Genomic DNA, 17,661 nt, shown 5'->3' with positions numbered 1-17,661 from the left:
CTTCATCCGGTCGCATGGGAGGGCGCCGGGCCCGCAAAACACGGAAGGCAGCCGACCCCTCCCGGGCATGGGAGCAGCCTGGCTGCCTTCCTCAGTGCGGGGACGCTCAGCGGCGCCTCGAGAAGTGAGCGAACGCGCGGTTGGCTTCGGCCATCTTGTGGGTGTTCTCCCGGCGTTCGTAGGCCGTGCCCTGGCGGCGATAGGCGTCGGTCAATTCGTCGGCCAGACGCAGGTAGACGGGCCGCCCCTTCTTGTTGCGCGTCGCCTCCAGGATCCAGCGGATGGCCAGGGAGACGCGGCGCTTTCCGCTCACCTCGGTCGGGACCTGGTACGTCATGCCGCCGACGCGGCGGGAGCGCACTTCGATGATGGGCGCGATGTTGCCGAGGGCGGTTTCGAAGACTTCGAGCGCGTTCTCGCGTTCGGTGCGTTCCGCCACGACGTCCATGGCCCGGTAGAAGATGGCTTCGGCGACGCTCTTCTTCCCCCGGTGCATCAGGCAGTTGATGAACTTGCCCACCAGCTTGCTCTTGAAGCGGGGGTCCGGCTCGAGGTGCGGATCGGGGAAGTCGTAGGTCAGCGTCATGGATCAGTTGTTTCCTGTGGACGAAGGCGCGCGGCCGGCCTAACTGCCCGCCTTGACGCCGTACTTGGACCGGCTGCTCCGGCGGCCGGGAACGCCCATGGCGTCCAGCGTGCCGCGCACGATGTGGTAGCGAACGCCCGGCAGGTCACGGACGCGCCCGCCGCGAACGAGCACGATGTTGTGCTCCTGCAGGTTGTGGGATTCGCCCGGGATGTAGGCCGTAACTTCGCGCCCGTTGCTCAGTCGCACGCGGGCCACCTTCCGGAGGGCCGAGTTCGGCTTCTTGGGCGAGCGGGTGCTGACATACAGGCAGACGCCCCTCTTCTGGGGGCACTTCATCAGGTCGGGGCTCTGCGTCTTCTTCTGCGGAGCCTTGCGGCCCCTCTTCACCAGCTGACTGATCGTTGCCATGCACGCATCTCGCTCGTTGGTCTTCCGGATTCGACGGAACGTGTATTCTACCCGGTCTCGGTCGGCGCTTCAAGCTCCTGGGCCGCCGCCGGGGCCAGCCGTCGCACGTCGGCGGACGCGAAGGCGGGGAACCCGGTGCCGCTCGGGATCAGGTGCCCCAGGATGACGTTCTCCTTCAGTCCGGCCAGCACGTCGACCTTGCCGGCCAGGGCGGCCTGTGTGAGCACACGCGTCGTATTCTGGAACGACGCGGCGCTGATGAAGCTCTCGCTGGACAGCGCGGCCTTCGTGATGCCCAGCAGGACGGGTTCGGCCTGGGCCGGTTCGCCGTTCTGGCCGATGACGCGTTCGTTGGCTTTTCGGAACTCGAACTTGTCGACGAGTTGGTCCGGCAGGAAGTAGGTGTCGCCGGGGTCGGTCACGCGCACCCGCCTGGTCATCTGGGAGATGATCACCTCGAAGTGCTTGTCATCGATCGTGGCGTCCTGTGTGCGGTAGACGTTCTGGATCTCCTGCAGCATGTAGTTGTGCAGGGCCTCTTCGCCGCTGATCCTCAGGATGTCGTCGAGCACCAGTGGGCCGTCGACGAGCGCCTGGCCGGCGGTGATCCGGTCGGCGCGGTTGACGCGCAGGTGCTTGCCTGCGGGTACGACGTGCTCGGACTGGTAGCCCGTCTCGGGGTCTTCCACGCGGATGGCGGTGCGGCCGCGCCGGCGCTCGATGTCGGTCACCATGCCGTCGATCTCGCTGATAACGGCCGGGTCGCGCGGGCGTCGGGCCTCGAACAGCTCGGTCACCCGCGGCAGGCCGCCGGTGATGTCCTGCGTGCGCTGCACCTCGCGCAGCGTCCTGGCCAGGCGGGTGCCGGCGGTGATCGTCTGGCCGTTTTCGACCTCGACGATGGCCTTCTCGGGCAGCGGGTACAGGCTCAGGATGTTGCCGTCGGGGCCTTCGATCAGGATCTGGGGGTGCATGTCCCCCTTGTGCTCCATGACGACCTTCCGGCTCGTGCCGTGCGTCTCGTCACGCTCGGTGCGCACGGTCTTGCCGTCGACCATGTCCTCGTAGCGGACCTTGCCGCTGACCTCGGCCAGCACGGGGGTGAAGTGCAGGTCCCACTCGACGAGCGTCTGCCCCTTGCGAACGGCCTCGCCCTCGGCCACGAGCACCCCGGCCCCGAGCGGCACGCTGTGGCGCTCGAGTTCGCGTCCCTTGTCGTCCGCGATGACGATCTCGCCATGGCGGCTGATCGACACGTTGCGGCCTTCCGGGTCGCGCACGACCTCCAGGTTCTCGAACCGGACGGCGCCGCCGCGCTTGGTGGCGATCTCGCTCTCCTGGCTGCCGCCGATGGCCACGCCGCCGATGTGGAACGTCTGCATGGTCAGCTGCGTGCCGGGTTCGCCGATCGACTGGGCGGCCAGGATGCCCACGGTCAGGCCGATCTCGGCCAGCGTCTTGCGTGCCAGGTCCATGCCGTAGCACATGGCGCAGACTCCGCTCTCGGCCTCGCAGGTCAGCGGGGAGCGGACGCGGATCTTCATGCGCTCGTCCAGCTCCTCGATCCGACGGGCGATCTCCTCGGTGATCACCTGGTTTTCGCGAACGATGACCTCGTCGCGGATCAGGTCCACGATGTTGTCGCGGGCGACGCGGCCGGTCACGATGTCGCGCAGCGGCACGACGATCCGGTCGCCCCGCACAACGGGCCCCTTGGTGACGCCGTTGGTGGTGCCGCAGTCCTCGACGGCGACGATGACGTTCTGAGCGACGTCGGCCAGCCGGCGGGTGAGGTAGCCGCTCTCAGCCGTCTTGAGGGCGGTGTCCGCCAGGCCCTTGCGGGCGCCGTGCGTGGAGCTGAAGTACTCCAGCACGTCGAGCCCCTCGCGGAAGTTCGCCTTGATGGGGGTCTCGATGATCTGTCCGCTGGGCTTGGCCATCAGGCCGCGCATGCCGGCCAACTGGCTGACCTGCAGGGACTTGCCGCGCGCGCCGGACTCCATCATCAGGTAGACGGGGTTCAGGTAGGGCCGGCCGTCTCGCTCGTCCGAGGCCAGTTCGCTGAACATCTCCTTGGCCACGGCATCGGTGGCCGCGTTCCACTCGTCGATGACGCGCTGGCTGCGCTCCACGTCCGTGATGGCCCCTTCGCGATAGGCGTTGCTGACCTTCTTGACGAGCTTCTCGGTCTCGGCGAGGATCTTCTCCTTGTTCGGCGGCAGCCGCAGGTCCTGCATCGCGAAGGAGATGCCCGCTTCGGTGGCGGCGTGGAACCCCAGGTCCTTGATGGCGTCGAGCATCTCGACCGTCTGCTGACGGCCCAGGCGCCGGTAGCAGTCGTGGATGACGCGACTCAGACCCCGGCTGGCCAGCGGGCAGTTGTAGAACGGCAGGCCCTCCGGGAGGATGTCGTTGAAGATGATCCGCCCGACGGTCGTCTCCAGAAGCCCCTGGGGCGCAGCCGGCGGCTCGTCGTCCTTGGTGACGACCTCGGTCAGACTGCGCATCCGCACCCGGACGCGGGAGTGGATGCCGATGCGCCTCTGCGCGTGGGCCATGTGGACTTCGGCCAGGTTGCTGTAGCTGTGCACGACGGGCTGCGCCTCGCGCGGCTCCACGGTGAGGTAATAGGCGCCGAGGACGATGTCGTGCGACGGGCCGATGATCGGGCGGCCGCTCTGCGGCGTGAAGACGTTGTGCGGCGCCATCATGAGCGTCTTGGCCTCGATCTGGGCCTCGATGCTCAGCGGCAGGTGCACGGCCATGGCGTCGCCGTCGAAGTCGGCGTTGAAGCCGCGACAGACCAGCGGGTGCAGCCGGATGGCGTTCCCTTCCACCAGGACGGGGTCGAACGCCTGGATGCCCATCCGGTGCAGGGTCGGGGCGCGGTTCAGGAGCACCGGATGCCGGTCGATCACCTCGTCGAGCACGTCCCAGACCTCGTCGGTCTTGCTCTCCAGTTCCTTCTTCGCGTTCTTGAGGGTATCGGCGATGCCCTTCTCTTTCAGCTTGCGGATGATGAAGGGCTGGTAGAGTTCCAGGGCGATCTTCTTCGGCAGGCCGCACTGATGGAGCCGGAGTTCCGGACCGACGACGATGACGCTGCGGGCGGAGTAGTCGACGCGCTTTCCGAGCAGGTTCTCGCGGAACCGCCCCTGCTTGCCCTTGATCATGTCCGTCAGGGACTTCAGCGGGCGGTTGCTGCTGCCCATGACCGGGCGTTTGCAGCGGCTGTTGTCGAACAGGGCGTCGACGGCCTGCTGCAGCATGCGTTTCTCATTGCGGATGATCACGTCGGGCGCGTTCAGGTCCAGGAGCTTCTTGAGACGGTTGTTGCGGTTGATGATGCGGCGATAGAGGTCGTTCAGGTCGCTGGAGGCGAAGTTGCCGCTGTCCAGCAGCACGAGGGGCCGCAGGTCCGGCGGGATGACGGGGATAACGTCCAGGACCATCCACTCGGGGCGGTTCTCGCTGTCCTTGAGCGCCTCGGCCTCGGTCAGTTGCTTGACGATCTTCTTGTAGCGCTGCTTGGAGCTACAGGTCTTCATCTCGGCGCGCAGTTCGGTGCAGAGCTGGTCGAGGTCCAGGTCCCGCAGGAACGACTTGACGGCTTCGGCGCCCATCAGGGCGGTGAAGGCGCGCTCGCCGTATTCGCGCTGGGCCTGGCGGTATTCCTCTTCGGTGAGCAGTTGCTGGTATTCGAGCGGGGTATCGCCGGGGTCGGTGACGGCGAAGTTCTGGAAGTAGATGATGCGCTGCAGGTCGGTGCTCTTGATGCCCAGCAGGTTGCCGAGGCGGCACGGCATGCTCTTGAAGAACCAGATGTGCACCACGGGCGCGGCCAGGGTGATATGGCCCATGCGGTAACGGCGCACGCGGCTGTGAGTGACCTTGACGCCGCAGCGGTCGCAGACGATGCCCTTGTGCTTCATGCCGCGGTACTTGCCGCAGCTGCACTCCCAGTCCCGATCCGGCCCGAAGATGCGCTCGCAGAACAAGCCGTCGCGCTCCGGGCGGTAGGTCCTGTAGTTGATCGTCTCCGGCTCGCTGACCTCGCCGTAGGACCAGCTCCGCACGTCGGCGGGCGAAGCGAGCGATATCTTCACCGCCTTGTACTCGTTGATCCGATCATAGCTGCCGTCCAGCATGTCCGATTGCCTCCGGTAAGACACCGGGAAATCCGACTCCGTGCGGCGGCGGGCGCGCCGCGCCGCCATGCGTCTCGCAGCGTCTTCGGGGCGACGCGCGCCGCCCCGAAGGTCGCCGCGCTATATGCCTTCCTTCTCCAGGCGGATGTTCAGGCACAGCCCCTTGATCTCGTTGCACAGCACCTCGAAGGCGACGGGGACACCGGCCTCGAGCACGTTCTCGCCCTTGACCATGGACTCGTAGATCTTCGTGCGGCCCTCGATGTCGTCGCTCTTGACCGTGAGCAGCTCCTGCAGGATGTGCGCGGCGCCGTACGCTTCCAGGGCCCAGACCTCCATCTCTCCGAACCTCTGGCCGCCGCTGCGCGCCTTCCCGCCGAGCGGTTGCTGCGTGATGAGGCTGTAGGGCCCGGTGGCCCGCGCATGGACCTTGTCGTCCACCAGGTGTCCGAGCTTCATGATGTACATGTGCCCGACGGTGACCCTCTGATGGAACGGCTCCCCGGTGCGGCCGTCGTAGAGCACCGTCTTGCCGTCTTCGGGCAGCCCGGCCTCGCGCAGGCAGGCCCGGATCTCCTCCTCGGAGGCGCCGTCGAAGACGGGCGTGACGGCCTGGAACCCGAGCACCCTGGCGGCCCAGCCGAGGTGGGTCTCCAGTATCTGCCCGACGTTCATGCGGCTCGGCACACCCAGCGGGTTCAGCACCACGTCCACCGGCGTCCCGTCGGCCAGGAACGGCATGTCCTCGCGGGGCAGTATCTTGGCGATGACGCCCTTGTTGCCGTGGCGCCCCGCCATCTTGTCGCCGACCGAGAGCTTCCGCTTGGTGGCGATGTAGACCTTCACCATCTCGAGCACGCCGCTGGGCAGTTCGTCGCCGCTGATGAACTCGACCAACTGGCCGTCGCGCTCCGCCTTCAGTTCCTCGATCTGGTCGGCGTAGGGCTCGTAGATCCTCGCGATCCGCGCGCTGTCCCGCGCGCCTTCGAACTCCATCACGCCGGGCTCGAACTGCTCCTCCAGTTCGAGCACCTCCTCCCAGTCCATCGTCTGGGTCACTTCGAAGGCCCGCCCGCTGCGGGTATCGACCAGGGACCGGCCGATCTCCCGCTCCATCGCCGCGGTCGCCTCGGCGAACAGGGCCGCGATCTTGCGGCCGTACTCGGCGTTGATCGCGTCGGACCTCTCGTTGACCTCCTCCTGCTCCTGCTCGCTCAGGTAGGACCGGCGGCTGAACTTCTGCGTCTCGACCACGACGCCGTCCGCGCCGGGAGGCACGACGAGCGAGTCGTTCTTGACGTCCTCGCCGGCCTTGCCGAAGATGGCGTAGAGCAGCTTCTCCTCCGGCGTCAGTTCGCTGCGGCTCTTGGGCGCGACCTTGCCGACCAGGATGTCGCCCGGGGCGACCCACGTGCCCTCCAGGATGATGCCCGAGGCGTCGAGGTTGCGGAGCTGCTGGTCGGACACGTTGGGGATGTCCCGGGTGAACTCCTCCTTGCCCAGCTTGGTCTCGCGGATCTCCGCCTCGAACACCTCGATGTGGAACGACGTGTAGGCGTCGTCTTCCAGCAGGCTCTCGCTGATCAGCAGCGCGTCCTCGAAGTTGTAGCCCTCCCAGGGCATGAAGGCGACCATGACGTTCCTGCCCAGGGCGAGTTCGCCGCCCTTGGTGGCGGCGCCGTCGGCCAGCACGTCGCCCGTCTTGACCTTCTGCCCCACCCGGACGACCGGCCGCTGGTTCAGGCATGTCTTCTGGTTCAGCCCGCGGAACTTGCGAAGCCGGTAGGCTTTGCTGTCGACCACGACCCGCGTGCTGTCCGCAAAGGTCACCGTGCCCGGGGCCTCGGCCACGACGACCATGCCGGAGTTGGCGGCGACGGGCTTCTCCGCGCCGGTCGCCACCAGGGGCGGCTCGCACCGCAGAAGCGGCACGGCCTGGCGCTGCATGTTCGACCCCATCAGGGCGCGGTTCGCGTCGCTGTGCTCCAGGAAGGGGATCAGGCTGGCGCTGACGCCCACGATCTGCTGGGGAGAGACGTCGGCATACTGGATGTCGCGCGCGCGCGTCTCGATCAGGTCTCCCCGGTGCCGCACCTTGACCGTGTCGGTCCCCTTGTGGTCCTCCAGGCGGGCATCGGCCGGCGCGATGTAGGCGTCTTCCTCCTCATCGGCCCGCAGCAGACGAATCTCGTCGGTCGGCTGCCCGTCCCTGACCACGCGGTAGGGGGTGACCAGGAACCCGAACTCGTCGACCGTGGCGTAGAGCCCCAGGGAGGTGATCAGGCCGATGTTCGTGCCTTCTGGGGTCTCAATCGGGCAGATCCGCCCGTAGTGGCTGATGTGAACGTCGCGCACGTCGAAGCCGGCCCGCTTCCGGTTCAGCCCGCCCGGTCCGAGGGCGCTCAGGCGGCGTTCGTTGGTCAACTGGCTCAGGGGGTTGGTCTGGTCGACGATCTGCGACAGCTCGCTGCGGCCGAAGAAGAAGTTGATCGCCGCGCTCACCGTCTTGCTGTTGATCAGGTTCCTGGGCGTGAACCCCTTGGGGTCCTTCAGGTTGATGCGGTCCTGCACGGTGCGCTGCATCTTCAGGAAGCCCTTGCGGAGCTGGTCGGCGGCCAGTTCGCCGATTGTGCGCACGCGCCGGTTGCCCAGGTGGTCGATGTCGTCGGCGTGCCCATGCCCCTCGCGGAGGGCCATCATGTAGCGGATGGCGTTGACGATGTCGTCCGGGCGCAGGGTCTGCTGCTCGACGGGGACCTCATCGTTGAACTTCCTGTTCATGCGGAACCGACCGACGGCGCCGAGCTGATAGCGATTCGGGTCGAAGAACTTCTCCCAGATGGTCTGGCGCGCCTTCTCGTAGGTGAACGGCGTGCCGGGCCTGAGCTTGCCGTAGAGTTCCTTGACGGCCGATTCGTGGTCGTAGCTGCGGTCTTCGGCCAGGGTGTTGAGGATCAGGGGATCGAACCCGGTCGGGAGCACGCGCAGGCTCTTGCGGCCGGCCTGGGCCAGTTGCTGGGCGGCTTCTTCGGTGATCCGCTCGCCGGCCTCGACGAGGGTCAGTTCGCCGTCCGCAGCAGTCACGGCCCCGGCGCTGACACGGTCCCTGAGCTTCGACCCGGCGGTCCCCTGGGTGAACCGGACGGTCTCGATCTGGTAGAAGATGCCGAGGATCGCCTCGTCGGTGGCCCGGTCCGGGCTCAGCGCCCGCAGCACGAGGGTGGCGGGGATCTTGCCGCTCTGGTCGAGCTGGCACGCCAGCGAATCCCGCCGGTTGACCTCCATCTCCAGCCAGCTTCCCCGCTGGGGGATGATGCGGCAGGCATGGAGGGAACGGTCGCCGACGATCTCGCGGGAGAAGTCGCACCCGGGCGAACGGTGAAGCTGAGTGACGATGACCCGCTCGGCCCCGTTGATGATGAACTCGCCGCCGCCGAGCATGATGGGCATCTCGCCCAGGTAGACGTCTTCCTCGATGACTTCGTCTTCCTTGGTGAGGCGCACGCGCACGTAGAAGGGCCGGCCATAGGTGAGCCGCAGTTGCAGGCACTGCTCGGGCATGTAGCGCGGCTTGCCCAGGCGGTAGTTGACGAGGTCGAGGCGGATGCGCTTCGCCTCGTTCACGATCGGGAACACCTCGCCCAGTATGTGCTGCAGGCCGACATCCTCGCGGCGATCCGGCGGCACATCCAGCTGCAGGAATTCCCTGTAGGAATCCCTCTGGATGCTGGTCAGGTCAGGCACGTCCATGACCGCCCCGACCTTGGAGAAGTTGCGGATGTCCATGTTCACCTTTCGCTCCCCTGATCGCCTGTAGAACGGCCGCCCGCCCGTCGTGCGCGGACGGTCCGCCTTCTGTGGGCGAGCGGGGCGAGATCACCCGCCCCGCCCCCCCCTGCCGCTACTCGGGCTGAATCTCCGCCTCAGCACCGGCCTCGACCAGCGAGGCAACGCACTTCTCGGCTTCCTCCTTGGACAGGCCTTCCTTCAGGGTGGAGGGCACTTCCTCGACCACAGCCTTCGCTTCCTTCAGCATCAGATTGGTGACGGCGCGAACGGCCTTGATGACCTGGATCTTGTTGTCGCCGAAGCCCTTCAGGACGACCTTGAACGACGAGGGCTCGGCGTCTTCCTCGGCCTCCGCCGCGGCGGCACCCGGGGCCATGGCGGCCATGGCCACCGGGGCGGCGGCGGTGATGCCGAACCGCTTCTCAAACGCGCTCACAAGCTCGGAGAGCTCCAGCAGCGTGAACTCGCTGATCCTGTCCAGCACTTCCTGCACCTTTGCGGGGCATTCCGCAGTGGCGGTCGCTTCCGTTGCATCCGACATGCTCCAGGGCCTCCTGTGTACTGCGAGAGTCTCTAAATGATCCCTGTTGACAAGTGCGCGGGGTCACTCCCGCTGCGAATCCGCACTTCCTCCGGCCTTGCGGTCCTTCATCTGCTCCAGCACGTTCAGGAGCGCCCGGGGCCTGTCCAGCAGGCCGCCGGCCAGCCGACGCAGCGGCGCCATCAGGGCGCCGGCGAACATGCTCAGAAGCGTCTCGCGGTTGGGTATGTCGGCCAGCTTGCGAACGCCCTCGGGGCCCAGCACCTGGCCGTCGACGTAGACGCCCCTCACCTCCAGCGCAGCACAGGCCCTGGCCATCGCCTGGGCGGCTCGCGCGGCCTCCACCGCGCTGGGGCCCTGCACGACGGCGGTGGGGCCGTCCAGCAGGCTGCTCAGGCCGCAGGCACCCAGATCGCTGGCCGCCCGGGCGAACAGCGAGTTCTTCACCACCATCATCCGGCTGCCCTGACGCCGCGCTTCCTGACGGACCAGGCGGCTTTCGTCGGCCTTCATGCCGTGGTAGCCCACGACGACGCACCCCGTGCGCCGAATGTCGCGGAACTCCTCGGTCAGTTCCTTGAGCATCAGTTCCTTGACTTGCTGGGGCATCTCTCAGTTTGCTCCCGGTGCTGACGAACCCGCCTCGACCTGCAGCGCGGGGTTCATGGTCGAGCTGACGTAGACCTTCTGAATGTACCGGCCTTTGGCCGCCGGCGGCTTGGACCTCACGAGCTGGTCCAGCACGGCGCGGACGTTCTCCGCCAACGCCTCGACGGAGAAGGACACCTTGCCGACCGGCACGTGGATGTTCCCGGTCGCGTCGTTTCGGAACTCGATGCGCCCGCCCTTGAACTCCTTGACGGCCTCGCCGACGTCCTCGCGGACCGTGCCGGCCTTGGGCGAAGGCATCAGGCCGCGGGGGCCGAGCACGCGGCCCAGCCGACCGATGCGCCCCATCATGTCCGGGCTGGCCAGCGCCACGTCGAAGTCGGTGAACCCGCCCTGGACCTTCTCGATCAGGTCGTCGGAGCCGACCACGTCGGCCCCGGCGGCCCGGGCGGCCTCGGCCCGTTCGCCTTCTGCGAAGACGGCCACCACGCGCGTCTTGCCGGTGCCGTGCGGCAGGCTGAAGCTGCCTCGAACCTGCTGGTCGCTGTGGCGCGGGTCAATGCCCAGCTTCACGGCGCACTCCACGGTCTCGTCGAACCGCGCCGGCGCCATGGTCTTCAGCGCGGCCAGCGCGTCCGTGAGCGTGTAGAGGCGGCCGCTCTCGACGTGCGTCTGCGATTCCCTGTATCTGCGACTCGTGCGCGGCATGGCGTTCGTTCCTGGCGATATGGTGTATGGCGGGCCGCCGGCTCAGTCGTCTACGACCTGGACGCCGCAGCTCCGGGCGGTCCCCTCGATGACGTGCATGGCGGCCTCCACGTCGTCGGTGTTCAGGTCCGTCATCTTCTGCTCGGCGATCTGCCGCAACGCGCTGCGCGTGATGGTCCCGGCCGAGGTGCGCCCCGCGGCGCCGGATCCCTGAACGACCCCGGCGGCGCGCTTGATCAGATAGGACGCCGGCGGCGTCTTGACCTCGAAATCGAACGACCCGTCCCGGTAGACATAGACGATCGCCGGCAGCGGCACGCCCATCTGGTCGCGGGTGCGTTCGTTGAACTTGCTGATGAACTCCGAAATGCTCACGCGGTGCTGGCTGAGGGTAGGGCCGAGAGGCGGAGCGGGGTTCGCCTGCCCTCCGGTCACCAGCACCTTCACCACGGCGGTCGGCTGCTTCTTCTTTGCCATTGGACGTTCTTCCCGTAGGGTTGCCGCAGGCCCTCAGAGGGCCGCTCACAGCACCTGCACCTGCCAGTATTCCAGTTCGACCGGTGTTGCCCGGTTGAAGATGTTGATGACGACCTTGACCTTCCCGCTGGCAGGGTTCACCTCTTCGACGTATCCCTCGACGCTCTTGAAGGGGCCCTCCTTGATCTGGATCATCTGCCCCTCTTTCAGGTCGATCTTCAGCTTCGGGGCCTCTTCCTGGACCTCCTCGGTCTGCCCGAGGATCCGGGCCACCTCGCCGTCCGACATCGGCCAGGGCTTCTCGGCCCCGATGAAGTCGCCGACCCCGCCGGTCTCGCGGATCAACTGCCACAGGTCCTGCGGGATGGTCCCCTGCTCGTCCACGACGACCTGCACGATCACGTAGCCCGGGTAGAGCTTGCGCTGGACGACGTGGCGCTTGCCCCCCCGCACCTCGGTAATGGCCTCGGTCGGCACGAGGATCTGGGGGACGCGGTCGCGGACCTTCTCCAGCTCGAGCAGCTTGCCGAGGTTGACGCGCACGCTCTCCTCACGGTTGCTCTGCACGCGCAGAACGAACCATCGCGCTTCGGCGGCCGCATTCTCCGGCTCATGTGCCGTGTCGGTCATAGATCGGGTCCCTCGCCGCTCCGGGAGGTCAAGGCAGCACGCCCAGAAAACGGAGGGCGCTGGCCACCAGCGAGTCCACGCCCACCAGGAACACACCCAGCAGGACGATCGAGATGAGCACCGCAGACGTGGATCGAATCAGCACGTCGGAGCCCGGCCATGAGACCTTGCTCAGCTCCATCTGGGTGTCGATGAGCAGGTCGATCAGGGCACGGCTCGTCCTGTCCAGGGCCTTGAACCCCGTGTGTACCCCGTAGGTGAACACGAACGTGAGGGCGGCCAGGATGATGAACAGCACGGACGCCCACACGGCCGAGACGGGCACATCGGCGCCGAACAGGGCCACCGTCGACTCGGCTTCGTACAGCTCCTGGTAGACGCGCACGCTGGCGAACAAGGCCAGCAGCAGCGCCGCTGCGCCGGCAACAAACCGCGCGTAGACTCCCTGTTCGGGTCGGTAGGCAGCCAAGCCTCAGGTCACCACATGAAGGTATGTTGAGCGCTGTCGCATCCGCACGGCGTGCGCCGGCCCCAATGCCGGCTGGCAGGCCAGAAGGGACTCGAACCCCCAACCGCCGGTTTTGGAAACCGGTGCTCTACCAATTGAGCTACTGGCCTGCACTGAGCCTCACAGGTCGGCACGCGTGCCCCGAGGGAGACGCCCGGGGGGCACGCGCAGGGTTCTTCTACTTGCGCTTCTGCCGATGGACCGTGTGCCGTCGGCACTGGGGGCAGTGTTTCTTCAACTCCAGCCGCTTGCCGCCGCGGGTCTCGTTCGACGTCCGGTAGTTCTCGCGGTGGCACTCGGTGCATTCCATGGTCACGTGTTCGCGCATCGGCCGGAACCCGCTACTGGAGGACCTTGGTCACAACGCCCGCCCCGACCGTGTTGCCGCCCTCGCGGATGGCGAACCGGAGCTGCTCTTCCATGGCGATCGGCGTGATCAGCTCCACCTCGAGCGTCACGTTGTCGCCGGGGATGACCATGTCCACGCCTTCCGGCAGGGAGATGCTGCCGGTCACGTCGGTCGTCCGGAAGTAGAACTGCGGGCGGTAGCCCGGGAAGAAGGGCTTGTGGCGCCCGCCTTCCTCGGCCGTCAGCACGTAGACGTTCGCCTCGAACTTCGTGTGCGGCGTGATCGAGCCGGGCTTGGCCAGCACCTCGCCGCGCGAGAGTTCGTCCTTCTCGACGCCGCGCAGGAGCACGCCGACGTTGTCGCCCGCCTGGCCCGAATCGAGGGTCTTGCGGAACATCTCGACGCCGGTGACAACCGTCTTGCGCACCTCGCTGGTCAGGCCGACGATCTCGACGTCGTCGCCCACGCGAACCACGCCGCGCTCGATGCGCCCCGTGCCCACCGTGCCGCGCCCCTTGATGCTGAAGACGTCCTCGACGGGCATCAGGAACGGCTGGTCGACCGGCCGGACCGGCTCCGGGACGTACTCGTCCAGGGCCTTCATCAGCTCGCTGATGCAGCGCGTGGCCTCTTCGTCGTCCGGCTGTTCCATGGCCTTCAGGGCCGAGCCGGCCACGAACGGGATGTCGTCGCCCGGGAACTGGTAGGCGTTGAGGATGTCGCGCACTTCCAGCTCGACCAGCTCCAGCAGCTCGGGGTCGTCAAGCTGGTCCACCTTGTTGAGGAAAACGACGATGGCGGGCACATTCACCTGGCGCGCCAGCAGCACGTGCTCCTTGGTCTGGGGCATCGGGCCGTCGGCGGCGCTGACCACCAGGATCGCGCCGTCCATCTGCGCGGCGCCCGTGATCATGTTCTTGATGTAGTCACGGTGCCCGGGGCAGTCGACATGGGCGTAGTGGCGGTTCTCGGTCTGGTACTCGACGTGCTGCGTCTGGATGGTGATGCCGCGCTCGCGCTCTTCCGGAGCGTTGTCGATGCTGTCGAAGCTGCGGGATTCGGCCAGCCCCCTCTTGCTCAGATACTGCGTGATCGCCGAGGTCAGGGTGGTCTTCCCGTGGTCAACGTGGCCGATGGTCCCGACGTTGACGTGGGGCTTCGTTCGCTTGAAGATCTCCTTGGCCATTGTCCAGTTCTACCTCCGGTAAGTGTCGTCTTCTCTCACGGTCTGCACGAAAACGAGTCCGTCTCGGCCGATTCTGAGGCAACCCGACGCGGCCCCCCGGCGTCCTGCTGCACGTTCAGCTCCTCAAAGTCCGACGGTCCGACGCCGTTCGGAGAACCGCCGTCAGATACGGGCGGATGGAGCTGCTGATGGGGCTTGAACCCATGACCTCGTCCTTACCAAGGACGCGCTCTACCACTGAGCTACAGCAGCTTGGGTACGCAACACTACGGCCGCGCGGTCAGTTCATCACAATGGCGGGACTGGCCCGGAAGACAGGGTAACCACCCCTTGCGACGACGCACGCCGTACACACCATCGAATGCAGAAATCTTAGCACGCGCACTCGAACAAGTCAAGAAGAAACGCCACGTTCGGATGGTGGAGCGGGCGATGGGACTCGAACCCACAACGGCCGGCTTGGAAGGCCGGCGCTCTGCCGTTGAGCTACGCCCGCGTCCCGTTCTGGTGGGCAGGGGAGGATTCGAACCTCCGAAGGCATCGCCAACAGATTTACAGTCTGTCCCCTTTGGCCGCTCGGGAACCTGCCCATCGCGCCTCTGTGGCCGCCGTGCCCCGCGGGCCCGGCCGACACGTATCCGACGGTGGAGCTAGTGAGGGGACTTGAACCCCTAACCTGCGGTTTACAAAACCGCTGCTCTGCCGTTGAGCTACACTAGCGCTCCCCCCGGTTATATACGACCGCCCCGCCCGTTTCAAGTGCCCGTCCGAGACCCCGTGCACCGCCGGCCCGGCGCCGCGCCCCGCCGCTTGCATTCCGCCCGTCGCACGTGTAGTCTATACCCGCACCGGAGGCTCAGACATTGGCCAGCGACACGCCCGAACGCCTGTGCATGATCGGCCTGTGTGCGGTCGACGGGGTGGGGCCGGCGACCGTCGCCCGCCTGAAGCGGGCCGCCCGGCAGCTCGGCGCACCCCTCCACTGCGTCGCCGCCTGGCCGGCCGATCGACTCCGGCGCGAGCTGGCCCTCACGGCGCCCGCCGCCGCCGCGCTGGCGGCCGCCGAAGACCCGCTCGGCACGGGCCGCGCCCTGCTCCAGCGCATGGAGCCCCTGGGCGTCCGCGTGGTCCTGACCGGCGACCCCGGCTACCCCCCCGACCTGGCGCGCTTCCTGGGTCCGCACGCCCCGCCCGTGCTGTTCACCACGGGGGACCCGGCCCTGCTGCGGCGGCGGCGCGTCGCCGTCGTGGGGTCGCGGCGGCCGTCGCCGGCGGCCGTCGCCGCCGCCCGAGCCCTGGCCTGCAGCCTGGCAGAGGATGGGATCGCGGTCGTCAGCGGAGGCGCCGACGGCATCGACATGGCCGCCCACACTGCGGCGGCACGGGCGGGCGGCACGCTCGCCGTGCCGGCCGCAGGGCTGGCCCGGTTCCGGCGCCGGGGGCTGGCGGCCTGGGAACTGGCGCGGGCGGGCTGGTTCTGCCTGGGGCAGTTCCCGCCCCAATCGCGCTGGCGCACGCCTCAGGCACTGATCCGCAACCGCACGATCGTGGCCCTCAGCGAGGCCGTCGTGGCCTTCGAGCCGCGCGACGTGGGGGGGACGTGGCACACCAGCCGCTGGGCGCTGCGGATGGGCCGGCCGCTGTTCATCGCGGCCGGCGGCCGCCGGGACGAGCACGCACGCGCGGTTCGGAAGCTGGTGCGCCTGGGGGCGTGCGCGCTGGACCTGGCGTGCATGCCCACCGCGCAGGAACTGGCCCGCCTGGCGGCGGAGTACCGCCCCCCTCCCCGCCCGGACCAGGCCCGGTTGTTCGAGTAGGCCGCGCGGGCGGTCAGGATGCCCGGGGCTTCGCGAGGGTGTCCAGGCAACGGTCGATCTGCCCCTGCTTGCGGGCAACGCGGTTGGCGTGGACCACGCCGCCGGCGGCCGCCTGCTGCAGGAGCTTCGTCAGCAGCCGGCTCTGCACGGCGGCCGCCTCGACGTCACCGCGTTCGACCATGCGGTTCAGCTTGTTCTCTTCGGTGCGCAGGCGGCTCTTCACGCTCTTGTTGCGGAAGCGCCGCTTCTGATCCTGACGCAGTCTCTTCTTGGCTGAGGCACGGTGAGGCATGGGGTTCTCCCTTGGGGCCGGGGCCGCTGCGCGTCAGGCGCTGAGCGCGTCCACCTTCGCGGCGACGTCCCGGAAGTTGATGTCCTGGCTGTAGATACGCTTATAGACCTTCAGGGCCTCCTCTCGGTTGCCCATCGCTTCCAACGCCTCCGCCTGGCAGTAGTAGAGGTCCTTGCCCTCGTCGTCCATCTCGCCGTGGCTGGCGATGGCCCGGCCGAACTGCTCCAGGGCAAGGTCAAACTGCTTCTTGTGCAGGAACGCCTGGCCGAGGATCTTGAAGCTCTCCAGCTCGAAGCGTGCGTCCTGCGCGGCGATCTGGCAGGCGGCGATCGCCTCATTATACTTCCCGTCGTCGAAGTATGCACGGCCCAGCATCAACTGGATGTGCCGGTCCGTCGGGTGCTGGCTGAGGCGCCAGTTGTATTCCTTGATCCTGAACGCCCGCAGGCGCTGCTGCAGGTCCCGCGCCTTCTGCCCGGCGGCCTCGTCGGCCGGGTTGGCCCGGGCGGCCTCCTGGGCCGCTCGCACGGTGGCCTCATGGGCCAGCAGTTGCGCGTCGCCGAGCTTCTCGCGGACCTCGTAGTTGTCGGGCAGCGCCTTGTGCTTCTCGCGCAGGAACGCCTGGGCCTTCGGCAGTTGCCCGGTGTCCAGGTACTTCTGGGCGAGCCCCAGGATGCGGGGGACGTTGGTGGGGTGCTCGGCCAGTTCGCGTTCGGCCTCCTCGATGCTGCGGCGCAGGTCGTCCATGGTCACGGCCATGCGGCCCTTCGCCTCGAGCTGCTCGGCCATGGTCTTGTCGCGGATCATGTCGCGGAAGCTCTCGGCGCTCTCCATGTCGTGCGAGACCATGTGCTGGGTGGCGGACAGATCGCGCACTTCCCTCTGCAGGTCCCTGTCCTTCGGGTCCAGCCCGGCAAGGCGGTTCAGGTATTTCAGCGCCTCCTGGTGCTGGCCCATGTCGATCAGAACGTCGCCGACGGCGCGCAGCGCGGCCTTGTCGGTGGGCTTGACCTTCAGCGCGTCGCGGTAGAGGTTAACGCCCTCCTCTTTGTGGCCCGCTTTGACGGCGGCCGCCGCGACGCGGCTCAGGGCCCAGAAGGAGTTGGGGTTCGTCTCCAGGTAGTCCTCGAAGATCTCGATCCTCTTCGGCGCCTTGGCGGCGGCGCCCTTCAGCGCCGTGACGGCGGCCCGCAGCGGGCCGGTCAGCAACGCGCCGACCGAACGGCCCTTCTCCTGGATCCTCCGCCTCTCGGTGCCCCGCAATGCCATGCGCGCATTGGGGTAATCCGGGGTATGGCGCAGCACTTCGCGGAACAGCTCGACCGCGTAGTCGTAGTTGGCCCGCTCGACTGCGTCACACGCCTTGGTGTAGAGATCTTCGACGGCCATGGGCAATCCCCTCGCGGCTGGCGTTTCCCAGCAAACGGCAAGGCTTTATAACTTAGCCCAACCCCGGCGTCCTGTCAAGCGCCGCCGGCGCTGTGTGTCAACCGCAGATAGAAATGTCCGCTATACACGGCAGATAGAAATGTCCGGTTGTTGCCGCAGCTATAAATGCGCGGGCATGTTCTGGTAGCCTTGGCGCCAGGGGTGGTCCGGCGCTGGACGTC

General features: G+C 67.4%; 15 protein-coding genes and 5 tRNA genes. 1 reads left to right on the top strand and 19 read right to left on the bottom strand.

Annotation, left to right across the window (positions count from 1 at the left end):
* Positions 1–106 precede the first annotated feature (106 nt).
* The 17 genes from rpsG to GXY85_10225 form a co-directional block, all read right to left on the bottom strand.
* Positions 107–586, bottom strand: coding sequence for a 30S ribosomal protein S7 (gene rpsG, locus GXY85_10305; protein ID NLW51210.1), 480 nt, complete (start codon positions 584–586; stop codon positions 107–109).
* Between the two features lie 39 nt (positions 587–625).
* The gene (locus tag GXY85_10300; protein ID NLW51209.1) at positions 626–997 is read right to left on the bottom strand and encodes a 30S ribosomal protein S12; all 372 of its coding nucleotides are present in this window, start codon (positions 995–997) and stop codon (positions 626–628) included.
* Positions 998–1,044: 47 nt separating this feature from the next.
* Complete coding sequence (gene rpoC / locus GXY85_10295; GenBank protein NLW51208.1) at positions 1,045–5,145, bottom strand: DNA-directed RNA polymerase subunit beta'; 4,101 nt, start codon at positions 5,143–5,145, stop codon at positions 1,045–1,047.
* A gap of 120 nt (positions 5,146–5,265) precedes the next feature.
* The gene (gene rpoB, locus GXY85_10290; GenBank protein NLW51207.1) at positions 5,266–8,931 is read right to left on the bottom strand and encodes a DNA-directed RNA polymerase subunit beta; all 3,666 of its coding nucleotides are present in this window, start codon (positions 8,929–8,931) and stop codon (positions 5,266–5,268) included.
* Between the two features lie 115 nt (positions 8,932–9,046).
* Complete coding sequence (gene rplL, locus GXY85_10285; protein ID NLW51206.1) at positions 9,047–9,475, bottom strand: 50S ribosomal protein L7/L12; 429 nt, start codon at positions 9,473–9,475, stop codon at positions 9,047–9,049.
* Positions 9,476–9,538: 63 nt separating this feature from the next.
* Entirely contained in the window at positions 9,539–10,084 is a 546-nt protein-coding gene (locus GXY85_10280) for a 50S ribosomal protein L10 (GenBank protein ID NLW51205.1), read from the bottom strand.
* Between the two features lie 3 nt (positions 10,085–10,087).
* On the bottom strand, positions 10,088–10,792 hold the full coding sequence (locus tag GXY85_10275; protein ID NLW51204.1) for a 50S ribosomal protein L1: 705 nt from the start codon (positions 10,790–10,792) through the stop codon (positions 10,088–10,090).
* Between the two features lie 42 nt (positions 10,793–10,834).
* The gene (gene rplK, locus GXY85_10270) at positions 10,835–11,269 is read right to left on the bottom strand and encodes a 50S ribosomal protein L11 (protein NLW51203.1); all 435 of its coding nucleotides are present in this window, start codon (positions 11,267–11,269) and stop codon (positions 10,835–10,837) included.
* A gap of 45 nt (positions 11,270–11,314) precedes the next feature.
* On the bottom strand, positions 11,315–11,899 hold the full coding sequence (nusG, locus tag GXY85_10265; GenBank protein ID NLW51202.1) for a transcription termination/antitermination factor NusG: 585 nt from the start codon (positions 11,897–11,899) through the stop codon (positions 11,315–11,317).
* 28 nt (positions 11,900–11,927) lie between these two features.
* The gene (secE, locus tag GXY85_10260) at positions 11,928–12,368 is read right to left on the bottom strand and encodes a preprotein translocase subunit SecE (GenBank protein ID NLW51201.1); all 441 of its coding nucleotides are present in this window, start codon (positions 12,366–12,368) and stop codon (positions 11,928–11,930) included.
* 73 nt (positions 12,369–12,441) lie between these two features.
* Positions 12,442–12,517, bottom strand: a tRNA-Trp gene (locus tag GXY85_10255).
* A gap of 68 nt (positions 12,518–12,585) precedes the next feature.
* Positions 12,586–12,735, bottom strand: a complete 150-nt coding sequence (rpmG, locus tag GXY85_10250) for a 50S ribosomal protein L33 (protein NLW51200.1) — start codon at positions 12,733–12,735, stop codon at positions 12,586–12,588.
* A gap of 13 nt (positions 12,736–12,748) precedes the next feature.
* Positions 12,749–13,942 carry an elongation factor Tu gene (gene tuf / locus GXY85_10245; protein NLW51199.1) on the bottom strand — a complete coding sequence of 398 codons (1,194 nt, stop codon included), beginning with the start codon at positions 13,940–13,942 and terminating at the stop codon, positions 12,749–12,751.
* 177 nt (positions 13,943–14,119) lie between these two features.
* Positions 14,120–14,194, bottom strand: a tRNA-Thr gene (locus tag GXY85_10240).
* A gap of 169 nt (positions 14,195–14,363) precedes the next feature.
* Positions 14,364–14,438 (bottom strand) — tRNA-Gly (locus GXY85_10235).
* A gap of 9 nt (positions 14,439–14,447) precedes the next feature.
* Positions 14,448–14,532 (bottom strand) — tRNA-Tyr (locus tag GXY85_10230).
* Between the two features lie 55 nt (positions 14,533–14,587).
* Positions 14,588–14,662, bottom strand: a tRNA-Thr gene (locus GXY85_10225).
* 143 nt (positions 14,663–14,805) lie between these two features.
* Between GXY85_10225 and GXY85_10220 the strand changes: the two genes are divergently transcribed.
* Complete coding sequence (locus tag GXY85_10220) at positions 14,806–15,759, top strand: hypothetical protein (GenBank protein NLW51198.1); 954 nt, start codon at positions 14,806–14,808, stop codon at positions 15,757–15,759.
* Between the two features lie 13 nt (positions 15,760–15,772).
* Here GXY85_10220 and rpsT read toward each other — a convergent pair whose 3' ends face one another.
* Both rpsT and GXY85_10210 read right to left on the bottom strand, forming a co-directional pair.
* Positions 15,773–16,051, bottom strand: a complete 279-nt coding sequence (gene rpsT / locus GXY85_10215; GenBank protein NLW51197.1) for a 30S ribosomal protein S20 — start codon at positions 16,049–16,051, stop codon at positions 15,773–15,775.
* A gap of 33 nt (positions 16,052–16,084) precedes the next feature.
* On the bottom strand, positions 16,085–17,440 hold the full coding sequence (locus GXY85_10210; protein ID NLW51196.1) for a tetratricopeptide repeat protein: 1,356 nt from the start codon (positions 17,438–17,440) through the stop codon (positions 16,085–16,087).
* Between the last annotated feature and the right edge of the window lie 221 nt (positions 17,441–17,661).

This window comes from Candidatus Brocadiaceae bacterium (assembly GCA_012728835.1).
Lineage (GTDB): Bacteria > Planctomycetota > Brocadiia > SM23-32 > SM23-32 > JAAYEJ01.
Note: the sequence above shows the minus strand (reverse complement) of the source record. Positions and strands in the feature narration are given on the sequence as shown.

Excerpts from the sequence above, each read along its gene's own strand:
- rpsG (NLW51210.1), bottom strand. The coding sequence starts at position 586 with ATGACGCTGACCTACGACTTCCCCGATCCGCACCTCGAGCCGGACCCC.
- GXY85_10300 (NLW51209.1), bottom strand. The coding sequence starts at position 997 with ATGGCAACGATCAGTCAGCTGGTGAAGAGGGGCCGCAAGGCTCCGCAG.
- rpoC (NLW51208.1), bottom strand. The coding sequence starts at position 5,145 with ATGCTGGACGGCAGCTATGATCGGATCAACGAGTACAAGGCGGTGAAG.
- rpoB (NLW51207.1), bottom strand. The coding sequence starts at position 8,931 with ATGGACATCCGCAACTTCTCCAAGGTCGGGGCGGTCATGGACGTGCCT.
- rplL (NLW51206.1), bottom strand. The coding sequence starts at position 9,475 with ATGTCGGATGCAACGGAAGCGACCGCCACTGCGGAATGCCCCGCAAAG.
- GXY85_10280 (NLW51205.1), bottom strand. The coding sequence starts at position 10,084 with ATGCCCCAGCAAGTCAAGGAACTGATGCTCAAGGAACTGACCGAGGAG.
- GXY85_10275 (NLW51204.1), bottom strand. The coding sequence starts at position 10,792 with ATGCCGCGCACGAGTCGCAGATACAGGGAATCGCAGACGCACGTCGAG.
- rplK (NLW51203.1), bottom strand. The coding sequence starts at position 11,269 with ATGGCAAAGAAGAAGCAGCCGACCGCCGTGGTGAAGGTGCTGGTGACC.
- nusG (NLW51202.1), bottom strand. The coding sequence starts at position 11,899 with ATGACCGACACGGCACATGAGCCGGAGAATGCGGCCGCCGAAGCGCGA.
- rpmG (NLW51200.1), bottom strand. The coding sequence starts at position 12,735 with ATGCGCGAACACGTGACCATGGAATGCACCGAGTGCCACCGCGAGAAC.
- tuf (NLW51199.1), bottom strand. The coding sequence starts at position 13,942 with ATGGCCAAGGAGATCTTCAAGCGAACGAAGCCCCACGTCAACGTCGGG.
- rpsT (NLW51197.1), bottom strand. The coding sequence starts at position 16,051 with ATGCCTCACCGTGCCTCAGCCAAGAAGAGACTGCGTCAGGATCAGAAG.
- GXY85_10210 (NLW51196.1), bottom strand. The coding sequence starts at position 17,440 with ATGGCCGTCGAAGATCTCTACACCAAGGCGTGTGACGCAGTCGAGCGG.